Genomic DNA, 19,798 nt, shown 5'->3' with positions numbered 1-19,798 from the left:
AGGCTTCGTCAATTCTCTTACGAAAAGGGGAATTCCGTATCGAACCCTTCGGCCCCGAAGCCGATCGTCGGCACCCATTCGCGAATCTTGCAGGTTTCGACAAACCCCTGAAGAGCAAAAGGATCGTCAGCGAGGATCTTGAAAACATCCTGAGCCGAATTGGCGCGAAGAATAATCAGCGCATCATTTTCTCCCCTATCACGCAGGAAGCCGGAAGCCACCACAATGCCGCGTGAATGCAGGTCTCGCAGGAACTGGCGGTGAGCGGGCCTGAATGACTGGATCAACGACTCGAGTGAATGGTCGTAGGTGTATTCGATCATGTAGAGGCTCATTGCCTCATAATGCCAGTTAAACTGCCGTTTGACGATGGAACACATGTACGACATTCGAACTCGGCGCCGAGTAGACTGTTAGGGTGCATGAATCTTTAGTTATTTCTGGTGCTCGCGAGCATAACTTGAAGGATGTCAGCCTCGAGTTGCCTCGAGACACAATGATTGTTTTTACGGGGCTTTCCGGCTCCGGTAAGTCATCGTTGGCATTCGATACGATCTTCGCAGAGGGCCAGCGTCGATACGTGGAGTCTCTGTCGTCGTACGCGCGCCAGTTCCTCGGTCAGATGGACAAACCCGACGTCGATTTCATCGAGGGTCTGTCGCCCGCGGTCTCGATTGACCAGAAGTCGACATCGCGCAACCCGCGTTCCACGGTTGGCACGATTACTGAGATTCACGACTACCTGCGTTTGCTGTACGCGCGTGCGGGGATCGCTCACTGCCCGAAGTGTGGCGCACGCATTCAGGCGCAGACTCCCCAGCAGATTGTGGATCGAGTGCGTTCCATGGATGAGGGAACGCGTTTCCAGGTTCTGTCGCCGGTCGTGCGTGGACGCAAGGGTGAATATCAGGACCTGATCAATGAGCTGAAGACGTCCGGCTACACGCGTGCGATCATCGACGGCGAATTGGTTAGACTCGAGAACGCTCCAGTTTTGGAAAAGAAACTGCGCCACACGATCGAGGTCGTCATTGACCGGCTCGTGGTGCGTTCCGGTATGCGCCAGCGCCTTACTGATTCGGTAGAAACAGCTCTCCGTCTGTCCGATGGCCTCGTCATTATTGACATGGTCGACCTGGACGAGGACGATCCTGATCGTCGTCGCCGATACTCGGAAAAGCGTTCGTGCCCGAACGACCACCCGCTAGCGTTGGAAGAAATCGAACCTCGTACATTCTCTTTTAACGCTCCCTACGGCGCCTGCCCAGACTGTACGGGTATTGGGTCGAAGCTTGAAGTTGATCCTGACCTACTGGTTCCCGACGAGGAACTGTCGCTGGCCGACGGTGCGGTGATCGTGTGGAACTCAAACTTCAAGTACCACAAGCGCCTGCTGGAGTCCTTGTCCGGTGAACTCGGATTCGAGATGACAACTCCGTGGAAGGACCTGCCCGACAACGTCCGCGAAGCCATCCTGTTTGGTAAGGACTACGAGGTCAAGGTCAAGTTCCGCAACAGATGGGGACGCGAACGCTCGTACACGACAGGCTTCGAAGGTGCCGTCACCTACGTTGAGCGCAAGCGCGAGGAAACCGAATCGGAATGGGTGTCGGAGAAGCTCAACGCCTATATGCGTGAGGTTCCGTGTCCGACGTGTCAGGGGGCTCGTCTGCGTCCCGAGGTTCTTGCGGTGACAGTGGGCGATCTATCGATTGCTGAACTGTCTGACCTGTCGATTTCAGATGCCCGCGCACACCTCAATGCGTTGGAGTTGGATCAGCGTTCGCAGGCGATTGCCAAGCCAATCCTGCAGGAGATTCGTGCTCGCCTCGATTTCCTTGTCGATGTTGGCCTGACCTATCTGACGCTGTCACGTGGTGCCGGAACACTGTCGGGCGGCGAAGCGCAGCGTATTCGTCTAGCCACGCAGATTGGCTCCGGTTTGGTTGGCGTCCTGTATGTGCTCGACGAACCGTCGATCGGTCTGCACCAGCGTGACAATCGCAAGCTCATCGATACCTTGAAGCGTCTTCGCGACCTTGGCAATACGCTGATTATTGTCGAGCACGATGAAGAAACGATGGAAGCCGCTGACTGGATCGTCGATATCGGTCCAGGCGCCGGTGAAACGGGTGGTTGGATTGTCCACTCCGGCACTCTGGAAGACTTGAAGAACAACAAGAAATCACTGACTGGCGACTACCTGTCGGGCCGTCGTTCCATCGGAGTGCCAGCTACTCGTCGCCCGGTTGATCCCGAGCGCATGCTGACGGTCAAGGGTGCACGCGAGCATAACCTCAACGACGTGACAGTTTCGTTCCCTCTCGGCACCTTTACCGCTGTGACGGGCGTGTCCGGTTCGGGAAAGTCCACGCTGGTGAATTCGATTCTGTACCGCACGCTGGCATCGCGTTTGAACGGTGCGCGCCTTGTGTCAGGTCGTTACCGTTCAATGAGTGGCCTCGAGCATCTCGATAAGGTTGTCCACGTTGATCAGTCGCCGATCGGTCGTACGCCACGTTCGAACCCTGCGACGTATACGGGCGTGTGGGATGCGATTCGTAAGCTGTTCGCGGAAACACAGGAAGCGAAGGTACGAGGCTACGGTCCGGGCCGTTTCTCCTTCAATGTGAAAGGCGGACGCTGTGAATCCTGCAAGGGCGACGGCACTCTGAAGATCGAAATGAACTTCCTGCCTGACGTGTACGTTCCCTGCGAAGTTTGCCATGGTGCACGGTACAACCGTGAAACCTTGGAGATTCTTTACAAGGGGAAGTCAGTCGCGGACGTTCTGAATATGCCGGTGTCTGAAGCGGCGGAGTTTTTCGCGCCGATCTCCAGGATTGCGCGACATCTCAATACCCTTGTCGAGGTTGGCCTGGGTTACGTGCGATTGGGGCAGGCGGCAACAACACTGTCGGGTGGCGAAGCACAGCGTGTGAAGCTCGCGTCCGAACTGCAGCGTCGTTCGACTGGACGAACGATCTATGTGCTGGACGAGCCGACGACCGGCTTACATTCCGAGGATATTCGTAAACTTCTGCTGGTTTTGCAATCGCTGGTTGACAAAGGCAATACGGTCATCGTCATTGAGCACAACCTGGACGTCATTAAGTGCGCTGATTGGATCGTTGATATGGGCCCCGAAGGTGGTTCCGGTGGTGGTCGCGTCATTGCTGAAGGAACACCAGAAGCAGTTGCGAAGGTGAAGGGGTCGTTTACCGGGGAGTTCCTGGCAGATATTCTCGCGAGTGCGAAGAACGAGTCTGTCGCGAAGAAGAAGGCCTCCGCCCAGAAGAAATAAGGACGAGGCTTCTTCTACTCCTTTAACCTGCGAGTAGGGGAGCATAACGAAAAGGGGGTCGCTGATCAATCATGATCGCGATCCCCTTTTGTCCGTTCAAGTTCGGGCCGTAACAGTGGTTTCATAGCGAAGAAACTCAGATAGACGGGTTGGTTTTCTTCGCTTCGGTCGTTCGAATGTGTAGCTCGTCGACGTTCGTCGAGGCTGGCATATCGACGGCAAGACGCACGGTCTTCGCAACATCTGAAGCACGCATGTGATCGTCAGGGTTGTAGGTCTTGCCAGCCTGAGCCTGCATAGCGACCTGCATATCAGTATCGATACGTCCAGGGTGAATAGCGACAACGCGAACCCGGCCACGTTCAGCTTCACGCAGACAATCGGTGAAAGAGCGCAACGCCCACTTCGAGACCGTGTACGCAGCGTCAGAGGGATAGACGCGCACACCAGCACCGGAGTTGATGACAACGACCGTGCCGAAACTCTCGCGTAGCTTCGGCAGGCACATCCGTGTCACGTCAGCGACAGCAATGACGTTGGTTTCCAAGACCCAGCGCCAGTCGTCGCGAGTCGTGTGATCAAGCGTCGCCTTCTTGCCAACACCAGCATTGTTGACGAGGACATTGAGACGCCCCACTGTGGCCAACACGTCCGAAAGAGCTTGGGCGGCCTCGTCCTCATTCGTCAGATCGGCGACAAAGGCGGAAGCATCACCCAACTCGTCGACCACGCGACCTACTGCTTCGGCTGATCGTCCGCCAACGATGACGTGATGCGTCTTCGCCAGTTCAACGGCAATCGCATGTCCGAGGCCACGAGTGGCACCGGTGACCAGAGCGACTGGGCGATTGGACGATACTGTAGCGGTCATCGCGCGTCTCCATTCTGAGTTGTGTCGGAGTAGAGTGCATCGACCTCGTGGGCAAAGTCGCGCAGAACGACGTTGCGCTTCAGCTTCTGGGACGGGGTCATGTAGCCGTTCTCGACTGTGAATTCGGCGTTGACGATGCGATATCGGCGGATCGATTCTGCGCGCGACACCTTTTCATTCGCTCGAGCAATCGCCTTTTCGAGCGATTTACGCACGACCGGAAGGTTCGCAGCAGATGCCGTATCTACAACATCCTGTCCCTTCGATGCGAGCCACATCGGGAGCATTTCAGCATCCAAGGTGATGAGCGCTCCAATGTACGGGCGAGCATCACCGACAACAACCACGCTCGAAATCAACGGGTGTGTTTGCAAGGAATCTTCCAAAACCTCGGGCGAAACATTCTTACCACCCGCGGTGACAATCAATTCCTTCTTACGGCCCGTAATACGCAGGTGGCCCGTTTCGTCGATAGCACCCAAATCACCGGACTTGAACCAGCCATCAACGAAGGAGGCTTGAGTTTCCTCCGGCAGGTTGTGATAGCCCTTCATGACGCTGACACCCTTCATCAGGATCTCACCGTCGTCATCGATACGAATCGTGTTACCCGGCCAGGGGAAGCCCACCGAATCCGGCGGGAAGTCCGAGGGCCATTCGACGGCAATCGGCCCAGTCGACTCCGACAGACCGTAGCCCTGCAGAAGGGTAATACCAAGGCCACGGTAGAAGTGAGCAAGGTCAGCTGCCAGGGGAGCGCCACCGCAAATGATCGTGTGGAGGTTCGGGCCAAGCACTGACTTCACCTTGCGCAGAGCCAGAGCATCGGCAACACGTAGGCGAGACTTCAACGCAAAGGAAGGACCGGGAGAAGGGGCTGCAGACGCTGAAGGAATCTGAGTTGTGTGGCTGGTCGGAGCGCCTACGGCCGAGGTCTGTTCGATTTCAGGAGCCTTCGTGTATGCGGTCGCATGCGACAGTTGTTTCGCCTGGTTTGCTGCCCATGAGAAAAGCGAGCCCTTGATACCGCCACCGGCCTTCGCGGTTGCAGCGTTGTACACCTTCTCCAGAACACGAGGCACGACAAGGAGCATTGTGGGCTTGAAGGTCGAAATGTCCGTCAGCAGGTTACGCATATCCGGAACGAACGCGACGCGTCCCTGACCGCCAAGCAACGCGTACATGACGAAGCGTGCCAGAGAGTGCGCGACGGGCAGGAAGAGCAGTGAGCGCGACTTTGGAGAATTGATGAGGTCCGGGAGGAAGTCGTAGGCCTGAATGGCAGAAGAAATGAAGTTTCCGTGCGTCAGCTCAATGCCCTTTGGGCGACCCGTTGTCCCCGAGGTGTAGATGATCGTTGCAACGTCGTGAAGTTTACGGAGCTCAAGGCGTTCGTTGACCTGTTCGAGCCTCACGCCTTTAGCAGCAGCGAGAATTGTGCGCTCGGCGCCTTTATCGAGCGACATGATGGTCACGTTATCGCGTGCAACCGAACGGACAAGGTCTGCCTGTTGCGTTGTTGCCGTGACAACAATCGTCACTTCAGAGTCGACAAGGATGTGTTCGATCTGTGCTGCAGAATCTGTTTCATAGATCGGAACCGTGACTGCGCCACAGCTGAGCGCTGCGAGGTCAATGAGCGCCCATTCGAACGACGTGGGCGCAAGAATGGCAAGATGCGCGCCCGGTTGCAGGCCAAGGCCGATCATGCCACGTGCCGTATCGTCGATACGACGAACGAACTCATTGATCGTCATCGGACGCCACTGACCAACGCCGTTTCGGCGTTCAATCGCCACTTGATTCGGGTGGTCAATTGCGCGCTGTCGGATCATCTTGGGCAGGTTCCAGTCAGGATCGGCTACGCGAGTAGCAGGATTATCCCATGTTGATGCGTCAACGTGGATCAATGTCATTTCTTTTGCCCTTCGGCGTAGAGTGCGTCGACCTCGTGAGCGAAGTCTTTGATCACAGCATGGCGACGAAGCTTCAGCGACGGAGTCATATATCCATTTTCCACCGTAAACGTCTGATCGATGATCCTCAACCGCCGAATGGACTCTGCACGCGACACCCTTTTGTTTGCACGCGTGACTGCTTTCTCCAAGGAATCGCGTACTTCTGGCATATCCGCAGCCTGTGCGGCGTCCACAATTGGGAGACCGTGATTCTTCAGCCATGTGGGCAACATATCGGAATCGAGGGTGATCAGCGCGCCAATGTAGGGGCGAGCATCACCGACGACAACAATATGTGCGATCAGCGGGTGGGTGATCAGCTGTTCTTCGAGGACCTCGGGCGAAACATTCTTTCCACCGGCGGTGACGATCAATTCCTTCTTACGGCCGGTGATTGATACTCCGAGGTTCTTATCCACGGTGCCAAGGTCACCTGTACGGAACCATCCGTCAATAAAAGAGTCTGCGGTCGCGTCGGAGAGATTGTAGTACCCCGACATCACCGAAACGCCTTTCAGAAGAATCTCGCCGTCATCAGCGATCTTGACGTAATTACCAGGCAGAACGGGGCCGACATAACCAGACGGGTGGTTATTCAGTAGCTGGACACATGCGGGACCGGTCGTTTCAGAAAGACCGTAGCCCTGCAGCACCTTCAGGCCGAGGCCACCGAAAAACTGTGCAAGATCCGATGCAAGCGGGGCTCCGCCGGACACGATGTACTTCAGGTTCGGGCCCAGGATCTCACGAATCTTCTTCAGAACCAGAGTGTCAGCAACCGAGTGGCGCACGCGCTTCAACGGCGATGGGCCAAGCGTCTTTTCTTTCGAAGTTGCCCACGACCTTGCCTGCTTGGCGGACCAGGAGAAAATCTTGCCTTTAATGCCCTTACCGGCCTTCGCGGCTGCGGAGTTGTAGACCTTTTCCAGGACGCGCGGGACAACCAACAACACGGAGGGCTTGAATGAGGCAATGTCGGGAAGCAGGTTCTTAATGTCGGGGGAGAATCCGAGTGTTCCTTGGCCGGAGATCACCACGTGCATGACGAAGCGAGCGAGTACGTGTGCCACGGGAAGGAACAGAAGCAGGCGGGTGTCGGGGGAGTCAATGACCGCTCCGAGTACCTGTCGAGTTGCGTAGGCTGTGCCGACAAAGTTGGCGTGAGTCAGGCAGACACCCTTCGGCATGCCGGTTGTTCCCGACGTGTAAATGATGGTTGCCAGATCACTGCTCTTGATTTTGATACGGCGTGCTTCAACTTCTGAAGCCTCGATGCCGAGCGCAGCTGTAGCGATATTGCGCATGGCGCCACGGTCAATGGAATCAATGAAGCGAACGTTGGGAGTACGGACGCTTTCCACAAGTTCCGCCTGCTGGCTGGTCTGGGTGAAGACCTGAATAACCTTCGCGTCGGTCAGGATGTGTTCGATTTGAGCAGCAGAGTCTGATTCGTAAATGGGAACGGTGATAGCTCCGATAGACAGGATGGCATAGTCCAGTAGCATCCATTCATACGAGGTTGATGAAAGGATCGCGACGGCATCGCCGGGGTGAATGCCCTGGCCGATCAAGCCGCGAGCCACATCGTTGACTTGAGCAAGAAGCTCTTCGGCGGTCACCGGTTGGGGAAGACCAACGGGAGTGCGCTGTTCGACGGCGACCTGTTTGGGGTGCTTCTGAGCACGCGCAATCAAGAGTGAGGATACTGATTCGTGTGCCCCAACCTTGAACTTTGGTTTCACTGTGAATGAGCCGTCGCGTAGCTTTTTCATGGATTCCTCCCGTGGTCGCGAACTTATTTCAATTCTTTTATTAACTTGAGCCTACCTACATCTCCTTCAACTAGTGTGCGACCCTCCGGTTTTGGGTGGCGTTTGATTGCTCACGATTCGCGCGGTGGTGTGTATGACAATGTGTATGACAAAAGGCCCCGCCGATCCGAAAACGGATGAGCGGGGCCTCCCTCAAGTACTCGGCTCAGAGATCGAAGTACATGTGATACTCGTAGGGGTGTGGGTACACGCGCATAGGAGCGACCTCGTTCGCCTCCTTGTAGTCGAGCCATGTGTCGATGAGGTCCTGGGTGAAGACGTCGCCTTCAGTGAGGAACTCATGGTCGTTGCTCAGGGCCTCAAGGGCTGCTTCGAGTGAGCTCGGGAGCTTCGTGATGTCCTGGTATTCAGCCGGCGGAAGCTCGTAGAGATCCTTATCGATTGGGGCAGCAGGCTCAATACGACGCTTGATGCCGTCGATGCCGGCCATCAGGCAGGCCGCGAAAGACAGGTACGGGTTGGCCGACGGGTCCGGGACACGGTATTCGACGCGCTTCGCCTTCGGGGACGTACCTGTAACAGGAATGCGGATACATGCCGAGCGGTTACGCGCCGAGTACACCAGGTTAATCGGGGCTTCGAAGCCGGGAACCAAGCGACGGAAAGAATTGACCGACGGGTTCGTGAAAGCAAGCAGTGCCGGAGCGTGTTCAAGCAGACCTCCGATGAACCAACGAGCAGTGTCGGAGAGTGAACCGTAGCCTCGTTCGTCGTAGAACAGCGGCTCGCCGTTCTTCCAGAGCGAAAGGTGGGTGTGCATACCCGAACCGTTGTCACCGAACAGTGGCTTCGGCATGAAGGTTGCCGTGTGGTCAAAGTCAAGAGCGGTGTTCTTGATGACGTACTTGAACTTCATCATGTCGTCCGCAGCCTTTTGCAGGGTTGCGAAACGGTAGTTGATTTCCTGCTGACCACCGGAACCAACCTCGTGGTGAGCGCGCTCAATCTTCAGGCCGACTGCGGCAAGGTTGCGAACCATTTCATCGCGGATATCCGCGTACTGGTCCTGGGGTGAAACAGGGAAGTAGCCGCCCTTAACGCCAACCTTGTATCCGCGGTTGCCGCCTTCTTCTTGCCGGCCTGTGTTCCACCATGCTTCGGGGGAGTCAACCTTGAAGAACGTTGAGTTCGGCTTGACCTCGTAACGGACATCGTTGAAGAGATAGAACTCAGCTTCGGCGCCGATGAAGCATTCGTCAGCGATACCGGTGGAACGTAGGTAGGCCTCAGCCTTGGCTGCAACCTGACGAGGATCGCGAGAGAAGGGCTCGTCGGTGAAGGGGTCAACGATCGAGAAATTGACGACGAGAGTCTTGGCGACGCGGAAAGGGTCGACGAATGCTGACGTGATGTCGGGGATGAGCTTCATGTCAGACTCGTGAATAGCAGTGAAACCGCGCACGGACGATCCGTCGAACATCAAACCATTCTCAAGGGCGTCGTCAATGAACTCCTGTGCAGGAATTGTGAAGTGCTGCTGGACGCCGGGAACGTCGCAGAAGCGAACATCAACAAATTCAATGTCCTGTTCAGTAATAAACGAAACAACCTCTTCGGAGGTGGTGAACATAAGGTGTCCTTCCATCGCACGTTATTAATGCGTTGATGCCAAGACGTTTGGTAAAAACTTTGCCAAACAACCGCTAAATAGATGGTATTACATAGCGTTTCATGCGCGAAAAAGATTGTCCGAAATGTGGCGCATTTGTCCTGTTTGTGGCGTGAATTCTCCAAGATGAGCCCGTTCTTTCCACAAGTGTTTACTATTACTTTGCAATTGTGGAATAGATGCATTTTCGACGCGAGAAGACATCATGAGTGCTCGAGTGCGTGAACAACGCGCCAGTGGTCTCTATGATCCGGCGAATAAACACGATGCGTGCAGTGGCAACGGTTGAAACGATTGCTCGTGAAGAGGGGCTGCGCGTTCTGGCGTGGCGAGACGTTCCGGTCGAAGATGGTGTTTCATTCCTCGTTCTTTCTGACCGTGAAACAAACGCTGAAATGGCGCCAATCCCGTCACTTCTGGCTACTGCAGCTGTCCATCATCATCTTCTGCGTCGGCATACGCGCACCCAGGTACGTACACTATTCAGGTGGCCGACCCGTCAACGTACCGTCCGAAAACCGGTGATATTCCTTCGTCACCGGGCGTCTATCGTTTTTCCGATAAAGACGGTCGAGTTATCTATGTCGGTAAAGCAAAGAACCTTCGTAATCGTCTGACGAACTATTTCCAGGATCCAGGCAATCTTCACCCTCGTACGCGCCAAATGGTGTTTACGGCGACGCACGTTCAATGGACCGTTGTTCGTAGCGAAATTGAAGCCCTGACGCTTGAATTCACGTGGATCAAAGAGTTTAATCCACAGTTCAACGTCATGTTTAAGGACGATAAGTCCTATCCTTACTTGGCTGTGACCATGGGGGAGAGATACCCCCGCGTTCATGTCACGCGTCAGGCGAAACGTGCCGGAACGCGTTACTACGGCCCGTATACGCAGGTGTGGGCGATTCGTGAAACGATCGATTTGCTCTCACGTATCTACCCCGTGCGTACGTGCACCCCGGGAGTTTTTCAGCGTGCGAAAGCCCAAAAGCGAGCCTGTCTTCTGGCGCATATCGACAAGTGTTCTGCTCCCTGTATCGGTGCGATTAGCGAAGAAGATCATCGTCAGCTTGCGCAGAATTACTGCGATTTCATGGAGGGGAAGACCGGTCCCATTGTCCGTGAGTTGAAAGAACGGATGAAAGAATCCGCAGCGAACCTTGACTTTGAAACTGCCGCGAAGACCCGCGACGACCTGAAAGCGATTGAGAACGTTCTGGAAAAGAACGTTGTTGTCCTCGATGATGGTACAGACGCTGATGTCTTCGCGCTTGTTGCTGATGAACTCGATGCTGCTGTCCACGTTTTCTTCGTTCGTGGTGGTCGTATCCGTGGCACGCGAGGATGGGTGATCGATCGCGTCGATGGTGCAGATGAGCAGGTCTTGATGGCTCGTTTGCTTGAACAGGTCTACTCGCAGCTTCCTCCTTCTGATCCGAGCACCCCGACAAGGCGCGAGAAGGTCAAAAAGAAGTCGGTTGACGACATCGCACACACTCCAACGTCGGCGATTCCGCACGAAGTTTTCGTCTCGATCGAGCCGGACAACAAGCAAATGATTGCGTCCTGGCTGAGTGAAGTGCGAGGGGCGTCCGTGCGCATTCACGTGCCCTCGCGCGGTCCGAAAGCCCAGCTGATGGAAACGGTGCGTGAGAACGCTCGCCAAGCGCTGGAACTCCATCAGACCAAGCGAGCAGGCGATCTGACTGTTCGTTCCCAAGCACTTGAAGAACTGGCTGAAAACCTCGGACTGGATGCTGCCCCGTTGCGCATTGAGTGCTACGACATCTCGCACACCATGGGTACCCACCAGGTCGGTTCCATGGTCGTCTTCGAAGACGGCGCTCCGCGTAAAGACGCTTATCGGACATTCAATATTCGAGGCACAGATGGCAACGGTACCCCCGATGATACGTCCGCGATGGACGAGGTTCTGCGCAGGCGTTTCTCCCGTCTGCTTGCAGAAGAAGCAGGGGTTGCCGGTGAAGACGATGAGGGCGTCGCCTTCGAGTCCGGTCCGATTGATTCACTCACAGGAAAGCCACGCAGGTTTTCTTATCGGCCCGACCTTGTGGTCGTCGACGGTGGTCTGCCTCAGGTGAATGCAGCGCGTACTGCACTCGATGATCTTGGCGTCGACATTCCTCTTGTGGGATTGGCTAAGCGTCTTGAAGAAGTCTGGATTCCCGGCGACGAATTTCCAATGATCTTCCCGCGCGGCTCGTCTGCCCTCCACTTGCTGCAGTACCTGCGCGATGAATCCCACCGATTCGCAATTACGAAGCACCGTAAGCGTCGAACGAAAGCACTAACGAGGTCCGCCCTTGACGCCATTGAAGGCGTCGGCCCCGCGCGGCAATCAGCGCTACTCACGCGATTCGGATCAGTGAAAAAGCTTCGCGAAGCAAGCGTCGACGAAGTAGCTTCGGTGCCCGGCATTGGCTCAGTGCTTGCTCAATCGATCCTCGAAGCACTGAATCCACAGTCCGAACACGCCTGATCGGCCTCGTGATACTTTCGTTCAGTCGCCCGAGTCAAACGTGAGCACACCCGCACACGCGCGCTTTGGTCCACTAACCTGAAGAAAACTCAATTCACCAACGGGGAGCACACTATGACGCCGGCGTTTCATCTTCCGTGTCGCGTTTTGTTGCTGGGTAGCGGAGAACTAGGAAAAGAAGTCACAATCTGTCTGAAACGCTACGGCGTATACGTGATTGCTGTAGATGTCTACCCGGTAGCTCCCGCGATGCAGGTCGCCGACGAGTACGCGGTTCTCGATATGTCGGATGATGACGAGCTTTTCGCGTTGCTCGACCGGGTGAAACCAGACCTTGTTGTCCCCGAAGTTGAAGCAATCGCCACTGACGCACTGGCAAAGTTTGAAGCAACGCATCAGGACACGCGTATCGTGCCCAACGCATTTGCCGTCCAAGCAACGATGGATCGCAATCGCATTCGTGGCCTTGCTGCGAGCCTCGATGGTGTTGTCACTTCTCAGTTCCGCTTTGCTTCAAGCGCCGATGATATTCGCGAGGCACTGAATCACACCGGCCTGCCTGCTTTCATCAAACCAACAATGTCATCGTCTGGCCACGGACAGTCCCGCATTACCTCCGAGGAACAGGTTAATGAGGCCTGGAATGCGGCTCAGGAAGGCGCCCGCTCTCAAACTGGTGAAGTTATCGTCGAAGAAGAAGTACGGTTCGACTGCGAAATCACGCTTCTGACCGTCCGCTGGTGGAATGGCGAATCGGTCGAAACGTCCTACTGCAGTCCCATCGGACACCGACAGGTCAACGGTGACTATGTTGAATCGTGGCAACCGGCAGCGATTTCGCCACTGGCGCTTGAGCGCTGCCAGGCCATGGCGAAGCTCGTAACAGACGCATTGGCATCCAACGGAGCATCGCCTGCTCTCGGCCTCTTTGGCGTCGAGTTCTTCATCAAGGGCGACGACGTCTGGTTCTCCGAATTATCCCCACGCCCGCACGATACTGGCATGACCACTATGGTGTCCCAAGCACAGTCTGAGTTCGAGCTTCACGTCCGCGCAATCCTCGGCCTGCCCATCGATACGACGCTACGCACACCGGGTGCATCTGCAGTCATCAAATCAACAAAACCCCTCAAACACCCCGAATACCTAGGCGTCGCCGAAGCCTTGTCCAAGGCCGATGGAGTCAGAATATTCGGCAAGCCCGTCACACGAGCCGGTCGTCGAGTCGGCGTTGTTCTGGCAAGCGGTGCCAGCAGCGACCTGGCACGCGAGCGCGCAAATCGAGGAGCCGACGCTATCACGCTTGTTGAAGCAACGTCGCTACCCGGCGAAAACAATTGAAAAGTGCGATAGTTACACCATGACTGACGAACTCGATAACAACCCGCCAACCGTACCTGCAGGCATCCCGTTGCTTGACATGAACAGCCCGGTCGTTGCCCCCATAGCATCGAACGAGGTCCTCATCATCACCGGTGCATCTGGCGCTGGACGTACCGGGGCAGGCAGAGCGCTTGAAGACCTCGACTGGTACGTCGTTGATAACCTGCCACCTTCAATGTTGCCCGCGTTGGTTGGCATGATGTCACCGGCAGGCGGAGGCGTCCACCGTCTGGCAGCAATCGTTGACGTACGCTCACGCACATTCTTTGCCGATCTGACGAAGACGCTGGATCAAATGAGAGAAATGGGTGTCGCCTACCGGGTTATCTTCCTCGAGGCAGACGAACGCACTCTGGTGAAACGCTACGAGTCCAACCGTCGCCCACACCCGTTGCAGGGGCAGAAGACAATCCTGGACGGCATTGAAGCCGAACGACGCATGCTTGCTCCCGTTCGTCGCATCGCAGATGAAGTGATTGACACGTCGAATATGTCCGTCCATGACCTGACGCGTCATATCCGCGATGTCGTTGCGGGAGAGGGCGATCGTCCGCTCCAAATCACAGTTGAATCTTTCGGCTTCAAACGAGGAATCCCGATTGACGCTGATCATGTGCTTGACGTGCGTTTCTTGAAGAACCCGTACTGGGTGGATGAACTCCGTCATCTGACCGGTCGCGATAAGCCGGTTGCGGATTATGTGCTGGATCAGCCCGGAGCTCGACAGTTCGTTGTGTCATATGCGGACCTGCTTGCCCCCATGCTTCAGGGCTACATTAGTGAGCTCAAACCATTCGCAACAATTGCCGTGGGATGTACCGGCGGTCAGCATCGCTCGGTCGCATGTGCGGAACTGATTGCCAACAGGCTTCGTGAAAACGGCTATCCTGTCCGAGTCCACCACCGTGACCTCGGGAGAGAGTAAATGTCATACGTCGATGCAGCAGGTTGGACACTACGCGGAGAAACCGGTCCTTCCGTTGTCGCTCTCGGTGGTGGCCACGGTCTTTCCGTCACTCTGCGCGCTCTTTGTCACATCACGCGATCGCTGACTGCGGTAGTTACCGTCGCCGATGATGGGGGATCATCAGGTCGTCTGCGTCAAGAGATGGAGATCCTGCCACCCGGTGATCTTCGCATGGCTCTTGCTTCTCTCTGCGAAGAAACCGAGTGGGGTCTGACGTGGCGCGATGTCCTGCAAACGCGTCTTGAAACAACCGGGCCGTTGAATGGGCACGCTTTAGGTAACCTTTTGATCTCCGGCTTGTGGCAGTTGCTTGACGACCCGGTTGAGGGTCTTGATTGGGTTGGGCGCCTTCTTGGTGCGAGCGGCCGTGTGCTTCCAATGTCCATCGATCCTCTCCAGATCGAAGCGGACATGGATGATGACGGACGTAAGTACACGGTTTCGGGACAGTCGAAGGTGGCGGTTGCACCAGGAACTGTCGAACATATTCGTCTTCTTCCCAAAAGCCCGCGTGTTCCAGCAGAAGTTGGGACGGCGATCGAACAGGCGGATTGGGTTTTGCTTGGTCCTGGCTCGTGGTACACGTCCGTGATTCCGCATGTGTTGGTGCCAGACGTTCACCGTGCACTTGTGACGACTGATGCCCACCGTGCGTTGATCTTGAACCTATCGCGCCAGCGTGGCGAGACAGATCGTATGACCACTGCCGATCATGTTCGCGTGATCCGCGACTATGCTCCAGATTTCAAACTGGATGTGATTATTGCCGATCCAACCGCCATCGATGATGTCGACGACCTTATTGTTGCTTCAGAGGGGGTGGGCGCTCGCGTGCTACTTCGACAGGTTCGTACCGGTGATGGGCAACCGCACCACGACCCGCTCCGCCTTGCCGCAGCGCTGAGGGATGCGTTTGACGGCTTCCTTGGAGAAGTCGGCAAAACTGAGACTTGGTTGCCCTGAAGCGACATCTGAGGAAATGAACGTGTCACTAACTACTGATTTAAAAGACGAACTTGCGCGCGTTGCGCCACAAACTCAGTCTGAGATGGCTGCTGAAACCGCTGCGATTCTGCGGTTCGCTGGTGGACTGCACCTTGTTTCCGGCCACATTCTGATCGAAGCAGAACTGGATACCCCCGCAGCGGCGCTCCGTCTTCGCCTGTTTTTGCAGACGCTCTACAACGCTGAATCAACGGTTGTCGTTGTTTCAGGTGGTTCGCTGCGTCGCGGTAAGCGTTTTGTTGTTCGCGTTGTGCATAAGGCTGACGAGCTTGCTCGTATGACCGGTCTTGTCGATTCTCTTCGCCGGCCAGTACGCGGTCTCCCCGCCACCTTAGTAGCGTCGGGGAACGGTGAAGCGGCCGCGGTCTGGCGTGGAGCGTTCCTTGCGCGGGGGTCGCTGATGGAGCCCGGGCGCTCGACTTCGCTGGAAGTGACATGCCCGGGACCTGAGGTTGCGCTCGCTATGGTCGGATGTGCGCGAAAGTTGGGCGCCGCTGCACGTTCGAAAGAAGTACGAGGAACGGACCGCGTCTCTGTCCGCGATTCAGAGGCCATCGGACAACTGATTGGCAAGATGGGTGCCTCCTCTACTCAGAAGACGTGGCAGGACCGTCGAGAGAAGCGCGAAGCCCGCGGATCGGCGAATCGTCTGGCGAACTTTGATGACGCAAACCTGCGTCGTTCTGCGCGTGCTGCTGTAGCCGCGGGAGCCCGACTAGAACGTGCCTTCGAAATCCTTGGCGACGACATTCCGCCTCATCTTCTTGAAGCGGGAACTCTGCGTCTGAAGTACAAGCAGGCGTCCTTGGAGGAACTGGGAAAGCACACGGATCCGCCGTTGACGAAAGATGCTGTTGCCGGTCGTATTCGTCGCCTGCTGGCCATGGCTGACAAGGTTGCTCACGATCGCGGGATTCCGGATACGGAAGCTGCACTCACGATCGAAATGCTCGAGGACGACTGAGGACTTTAGTCCACCTCAAGCCACGAACGTTATTATTGCCACGTAGGGGTTCGTTCACTGAAGGTGCCGTAGACCACCGTGGGGTGTAAATTGGGTCTTGCTAGAACCGCAGATAACTGCGGGCCGGATTCGCACCGTGCGGATACCGGTTGCACATTCGAAAACGTGCCCGTGCAGGGCATGAGCAGGAGGACAATAGTGACCACCCGCGTTGGCATCAATGGCTTTGGCCGTATTGGACGCAACTTCTTCCGCGCAGCACTCGAGCAGGGCGCGGACATCGAGATCGTTGCAGTGAACGACCTCACCGACACCAAGACTCTCGCTCACCTTCTCAAGTACGACTCGATTCTCGGTCGTTTCAATGGTGAAGTTTCCTACGACGAGTCCTCCATTATCGTGAACGGCAAGGCCATCAAGGTCCTCGCACAGCGCAACCCGGCCGACCTCCCCTGGGGCGAGCTCGGCGTTGAGGTCGTTGTCGAGTCCACCGGCTTCTTCACCGATGGCACCAAGGCTGTAGCTCACATCGAAGCTGGCGCCAAGAAGGTCGTTATCTCCGCTCCGGCGAAGAATGTTGACGGCACCTTCGTTATGGGCGTGAACCACGAGGATTACGACAACGCAACGATGAACATCGTTTCGAACGCTTCGTGCACCACCAACTGCCTCGCACCGCTGGCCAAGGTTCTCCACCAGGAGTTCGGCATCGTTCGTGGCATCATGACCACCATCCACTCCTACACCGGCGATCAGCGCGTCCTTGACGCACCGCACTCGGACCTCCGTCGTGCACGTGCAGCAGCACTGAACATGATCCCGACCAAGACCGGTGCGGCACAGGCTGTTGCTCTGGTTCTCCCGGAGCTCGCAGGCAAGTTCGACGGCCTCGCAGTCCGCGTTCCCACCCCGACCGGCTCCCTCACCGACCTTACCTTCCAGGCAGAGAAGCCCGTCACCGTTGAATCCCTCAACGCTGCAGTCAAGGCTGCTGCTGAAGGCGAACTCAAGGGCATCCTCGAGTACACCGAAGATCCGATCGTTTCCACCGATATCGTCGGCGATCCGCACTCCTCGATCTTCGATGCATCCGAGACCAAGGTCATCGGCGACCTCGTCAAGGTCCTGTCCTGGTACGACAACGAGTGGGGCTACTCCAACCGCCTCGTCCAGCTGACCGCTCTGGTTGGCTCGAAGCTCGCCTGAATCGCACCTCGTACGCTGTGAGCAGCAAACACTTGCGCCCGCGCACCCCTATGAGGTGTGCGGGCGCTTGTGTACTCACGATTTTCGGGCGGATACTCCGCCCCTTTAATGAAAGGTTGGTTCTATGAGGACCATCGAAACTCTCGGCGAACTGCGTGGCAAGCGCGTTCTGGTTCGTTCTGACTTCAACGTTCCGTTGAAGGACGGTGTCATCACCGATGACGGTCGTATTCGCGCAGCACTGCCGACTCTGAACCTGCTGACCAAGGCTGGCGCCAAGGTTATCATCATGGCTCACCTCGGTCGCCCGAAGGGCAAGGTCGATCCGGCATTCTCGCTGGCACCTGCCGCAGCTCGTCTCGGCGAACTCATCGACGCCCCCGTCAGCCTTGCAGGCGACGTTGTTGGCGAATCCGCCAAGGCTACCGTTGCAGCTCTCGGAGAAGGCGAAATCGCTCTTCTCGAAAACGTCCGCTTCGACGCACGCGAGACCTCCAAGGTTGACGAAGAACGCGAAGAACTGGCCAAGGCATACGCAGAACTCGGCGACGCATTCGTCTCCGATGGCTTCGGTGTTGTGCACCGCAAGCAGGCTTCCGTCTACGACATCGCCAAGCTCGTTCCTTCCGCTTCCGGCCTGTTGGTTCTGAAGGAAATCGAATCCCTGCGCAAGGCAACTGAGAACCCGGAGCGTCCCTACGGTGTCGTCCTCGGCGGTTCCAAGGTTTCTGACAAGCTCGGTGTTATCGCCAACTTGCTGAAGAAGGCTGACCGCCTCTTCATCGGTGGCGGCATGGCCTTCACCTTCCTTGCAGCTCAGGGCTACTCGGTCGGCAAGTCCCTGCTCGAAGCAGACCAGATCGAAACCGTGAAGGGCTACATCGCCGAAGCAGCAGAGCGTGGCGTTGAACTGATCCTCCCGGTCGACGTCGTCGTTGCTCCCGAATTCGCAGCTGACGCACCGGCAACCAACGTTGCTGTCGACGCTATTCCGGATGACCAGATGGGCCTCGATATCGGCGTTGAATCGCAGAAGCTCTTCGCCGAAAAAATTGCATCGGCGAAGACCATCGCATGGAATGGCCCGATGGGCGTCTTCGAATTCCCGGCATTTGCAGCAGGCACCAAGGCAGTTGCTCAGGCACTGTCTGACGGCAATATGTTCTCCGTCATCGGTGGTGGCGACTCTGCAGCTGCAGTTCGTACCCTCGGCTTCGACGAATCCACCTTCTCCCACATTTCCACCGGTGGTGGCGCTTCCCTCGAACTCCTCGAGGGCAAGGTTCTGCCGGGTATTGCAGTTCTGGAGGACTGAAAAATGACACGTACCCCGCTGATGGCCGGCAACTGGAAGATGAACCTCGATCACCTCGAGGCCAATCACCTTGTCCAGGGCCTGGCAATGGAACTGAAGGATCACAACCACGACTACTCCAAGTGTGAGGTCCTGGTTATTCCTCCGTTCACTGACATCCGTACCGTTCAGACTATCGTTGACGCCGATGAACTCGGCATCAAGTACGGTGCACAGGACGTTTCCATCCACGACAACGGTGCATACACCGGTGAAATCTCCACCGCTATGCTCGACAAGCTCGGCTGTACGTACGTCGTCATGGGCCACTCGGAGCGTCGTGAGTACCACAACGAATCCGACGAACTCGTTGGTGCGAAGGCACGGAAGACCCTCGACGCAGGCATGACTCCGATCCTCTGCTGCGGTGAAGCCCTTGAAATCCGCAAGGCCGGCACCCACGTTGAGTTCGTCCTCGGCCAGATCCGCGCAGCACTCGCTGGCTGGTCCGCTGAAGACGTCGCCAAGATCGTCATCGCCTACGAACCCATCTGGGCAATCGGCACTGGCGAAACCGCGACCAGCGAAGATGCACAGGAAGTCTGCGGTGCAATCCGTGCAGCACTGGCTGAAGACTTCGGTGCAGACACCGCTGAAGCAACTCGCGTTCTCTACGGTGGTTCGGCAAAGCCGGGCAACATCAAGGAACTCATGGCTCAGCCCGACATCGATGGTGCACTCATCGGTGGCGCATCGCTGAAGGCTGATTCCTTCGCCGAGATGGCACGCTTCTACGCCTGAGCAATTCTTAACAATTGGCTCTGAAGGGGGAGTCAACCGGCTTGCCGGTTGGCTCCCTCGGGCTTTAACCCGCTAGACTAGCGACAGTTACGTTTCAGCGATGC

The 19,798-nt window shown here is 56.5% G+C and carries 14 protein-coding genes and 1 pseudogene; 10 read left to right on the top strand and 5 right to left on the bottom strand.

Annotated elements, in window-relative coordinates:
* Positions 1 to 17: 17 nt before the first annotated feature.
* Entirely contained in the window at positions 18 to 335 is a 318-nt protein-coding gene (locus tag G5S47_RS03980) for a YciI family protein (protein WP_040318544.1), read from the bottom strand.
* An 83-nt stretch (positions 336 to 418) separates the two neighbouring features.
* On the opposite strand from G5S47_RS03980, the gene uvrA reads away from it, so the two are divergent.
* Positions 419 to 3,304 (top strand): excinuclease ABC subunit UvrA, encoded by a 2,886-nt coding sequence (gene uvrA / locus G5S47_RS03975; RefSeq protein ID WP_006681065.1) that lies wholly within the window; start codon positions 419 to 421, stop codon positions 3,302 to 3,304.
* A gap of 136 nt (positions 3,305 to 3,440) precedes the next feature.
* On the opposite strand, the gene G5S47_RS03970 is transcribed toward uvrA, so the two are convergent.
* From G5S47_RS03970 to glnA, 4 genes are all read right to left on the bottom strand, one after another.
* Positions 3,441 to 4,175: an SDR family oxidoreductase gene (locus G5S47_RS03970; RefSeq protein WP_219585835.1), complete on the bottom strand. Its 735-nt coding sequence runs from the start codon at positions 4,173 to 4,175 to the stop codon at positions 3,441 to 3,443.
* A complete protein-coding gene (locus tag G5S47_RS03965) occupies positions 4,172 to 6,091 on the bottom strand; it encodes an AMP-dependent synthetase/ligase (protein ID WP_103632611.1) in 1,920 nt (639 codons plus the stop codon). Before G5S47_RS03965 ends, G5S47_RS03970 begins: the two co-directional genes overlap by 4 nt.
* Positions 6,088 to 7,905, bottom strand: coding sequence for an AMP-dependent synthetase/ligase (locus G5S47_RS03960; protein ID WP_103632612.1), 1,818 nt, complete (start codon positions 7,903 to 7,905; stop codon positions 6,088 to 6,090). The genes G5S47_RS03965 and G5S47_RS03960 overlap by 4 nt, the downstream gene beginning before the upstream one ends.
* A 205-nt stretch (positions 7,906 to 8,110) precedes the next feature.
* Positions 8,111 to 9,535 carry a type I glutamate--ammonia ligase gene (glnA, locus tag G5S47_RS03955; protein ID WP_006681061.1) on the bottom strand — a complete coding sequence of 475 codons (1,425 nt, stop codon included), beginning with the start codon at positions 9,533 to 9,535 and terminating at the stop codon, positions 8,111 to 8,113.
* A 284-nt stretch (positions 9,536 to 9,819) separates the two neighbouring features.
* Here glnA and G5S47_RS03950 point away from each other — a divergent pair.
* The 9 genes and pseudogenes from G5S47_RS03950 to tpiA all read left to right on the top strand — a co-directional run.
* A pseudogene (locus G5S47_RS03950) lies at positions 9,820 to 9,999 on the top strand (hypothetical protein); the annotation flags it as partial.
* A gap of 62 nt (positions 10,000 to 10,061) precedes the next feature.
* The gene (uvrC, locus tag G5S47_RS03945) at positions 10,062 to 12,074 is read left to right on the top strand and encodes an excinuclease ABC subunit UvrC (protein ID WP_103632613.1); all 2,013 of its coding nucleotides are present in this window, start codon (positions 10,062 to 10,064) and stop codon (positions 12,072 to 12,074) included.
* Positions 12,075 to 12,188: 114 nt separating this feature from the next.
* Complete coding sequence (gene purT, locus G5S47_RS03940; RefSeq protein ID WP_103632614.1) at positions 12,189 to 13,415, top strand: formate-dependent phosphoribosylglycinamide formyltransferase; 1,227 nt, start codon at positions 12,189 to 12,191, stop codon at positions 13,413 to 13,415.
* A gap of 19 nt (positions 13,416 to 13,434) precedes the next feature.
* Positions 13,435 to 14,382 carry an RNase adapter RapZ gene (gene rapZ / locus G5S47_RS03935; protein ID WP_006681057.1) on the top strand — a complete coding sequence of 316 codons (948 nt, stop codon included), beginning with the start codon at positions 13,435 to 13,437 and terminating at the stop codon, positions 14,380 to 14,382.
* Entirely contained in the window at positions 14,383 to 15,387 is a 1,005-nt protein-coding gene (locus G5S47_RS03930) for a gluconeogenesis factor YvcK family protein (RefSeq protein ID WP_103632615.1), read from the top strand. It begins immediately after the preceding gene.
* Positions 15,388 to 15,409: 22 nt separating this feature from the next.
* Positions 15,410 to 16,393: a DNA-binding protein WhiA gene (gene whiA / locus G5S47_RS03925; RefSeq protein ID WP_006681055.1), complete on the top strand. Its 984-nt coding sequence runs from the start codon at positions 15,410 to 15,412 to the stop codon at positions 16,391 to 16,393.
* Positions 16,394 to 16,591: 198 nt separating this feature from the next.
* Positions 16,592 to 17,599 carry a type I glyceraldehyde-3-phosphate dehydrogenase gene (gap, locus tag G5S47_RS03920; protein WP_006681054.1) on the top strand — a complete coding sequence of 336 codons (1,008 nt, stop codon included), beginning with the start codon at positions 16,592 to 16,594 and terminating at the stop codon, positions 17,597 to 17,599.
* A gap of 124 nt (positions 17,600 to 17,723) precedes the next feature.
* Entirely contained in the window at positions 17,724 to 18,914 is a 1,191-nt protein-coding gene (locus G5S47_RS03915) for a phosphoglycerate kinase (protein ID WP_006681053.1), read from the top strand.
* A 3-nt stretch (positions 18,915 to 18,917) separates the two neighbouring features.
* On the top strand, positions 18,918 to 19,694 hold the full coding sequence (tpiA, locus tag G5S47_RS03910; RefSeq protein WP_006681052.1) for a triose-phosphate isomerase: 777 nt from the start codon (positions 18,918 to 18,920) through the stop codon (positions 19,692 to 19,694).
* Positions 19,695 to 19,798: the final 104 nt, after the last annotated feature.

This window comes from Schaalia turicensis, assembly GCF_019380255.1.
GTDB classification, from domain to species: Bacteria; Actinomycetota; Actinomycetes; order Actinomycetales; family Actinomycetaceae; genus Pauljensenia; species Pauljensenia turicensis_A.
This window is presented reverse-complemented; position numbering and strand designations above follow the sequence as displayed.

What these genes read in the sequence shown, in the direction of transcription:
- G5S47_RS03915 (WP_006681053.1), top strand. Translation starts at nt 17,724, where the DNA reads ATGAGGACCATCGAAACTCTCGGCGAACTGCGTGGCAAGCGCGTTCTG.
- G5S47_RS03965 (WP_103632611.1), bottom strand. Translation starts at nt 6,091, where the DNA reads ATGACATTGATCCACGTTGACGCATCAACATGGGATAATCCTGCTACT.
- G5S47_RS03970 (WP_219585835.1), bottom strand. Translation starts at nt 4,175, where the DNA reads ATGACCGCTACAGTATCGTCCAATCGCCCAGTCGCTCTGGTCACCGGT.
- tpiA (WP_006681052.1), top strand. Translation starts at nt 18,918, where the DNA reads ATGACACGTACCCCGCTGATGGCCGGCAACTGGAAGATGAACCTCGAT.
- G5S47_RS03960 (WP_103632612.1), bottom strand. Translation starts at nt 7,905, where the DNA reads ATGAAAAAGCTACGCGACGGCTCATTCACAGTGAAACCAAAGTTCAAG.
- G5S47_RS03930 (WP_103632615.1), top strand. Translation starts at nt 14,383, where the DNA reads ATGTCATACGTCGATGCAGCAGGTTGGACACTACGCGGAGAAACCGGT.
- purT (WP_103632614.1), top strand. Translation starts at nt 12,189, where the DNA reads ATGACGCCGGCGTTTCATCTTCCGTGTCGCGTTTTGTTGCTGGGTAGC.
- glnA (WP_006681061.1), bottom strand. Translation starts at nt 9,535, where the DNA reads ATGTTCACCACCTCCGAAGAGGTTGTTTCGTTTATTACTGAACAGGAC.
- rapZ (WP_006681057.1), top strand. Translation starts at nt 13,435, where the DNA reads ATGACTGACGAACTCGATAACAACCCGCCAACCGTACCTGCAGGCATC.
- G5S47_RS03980 (WP_040318544.1), bottom strand. Translation starts at nt 335, where the DNA reads ATGAGCCTCTACATGATCGAATACACCTACGACCATTCACTCGAGTCG.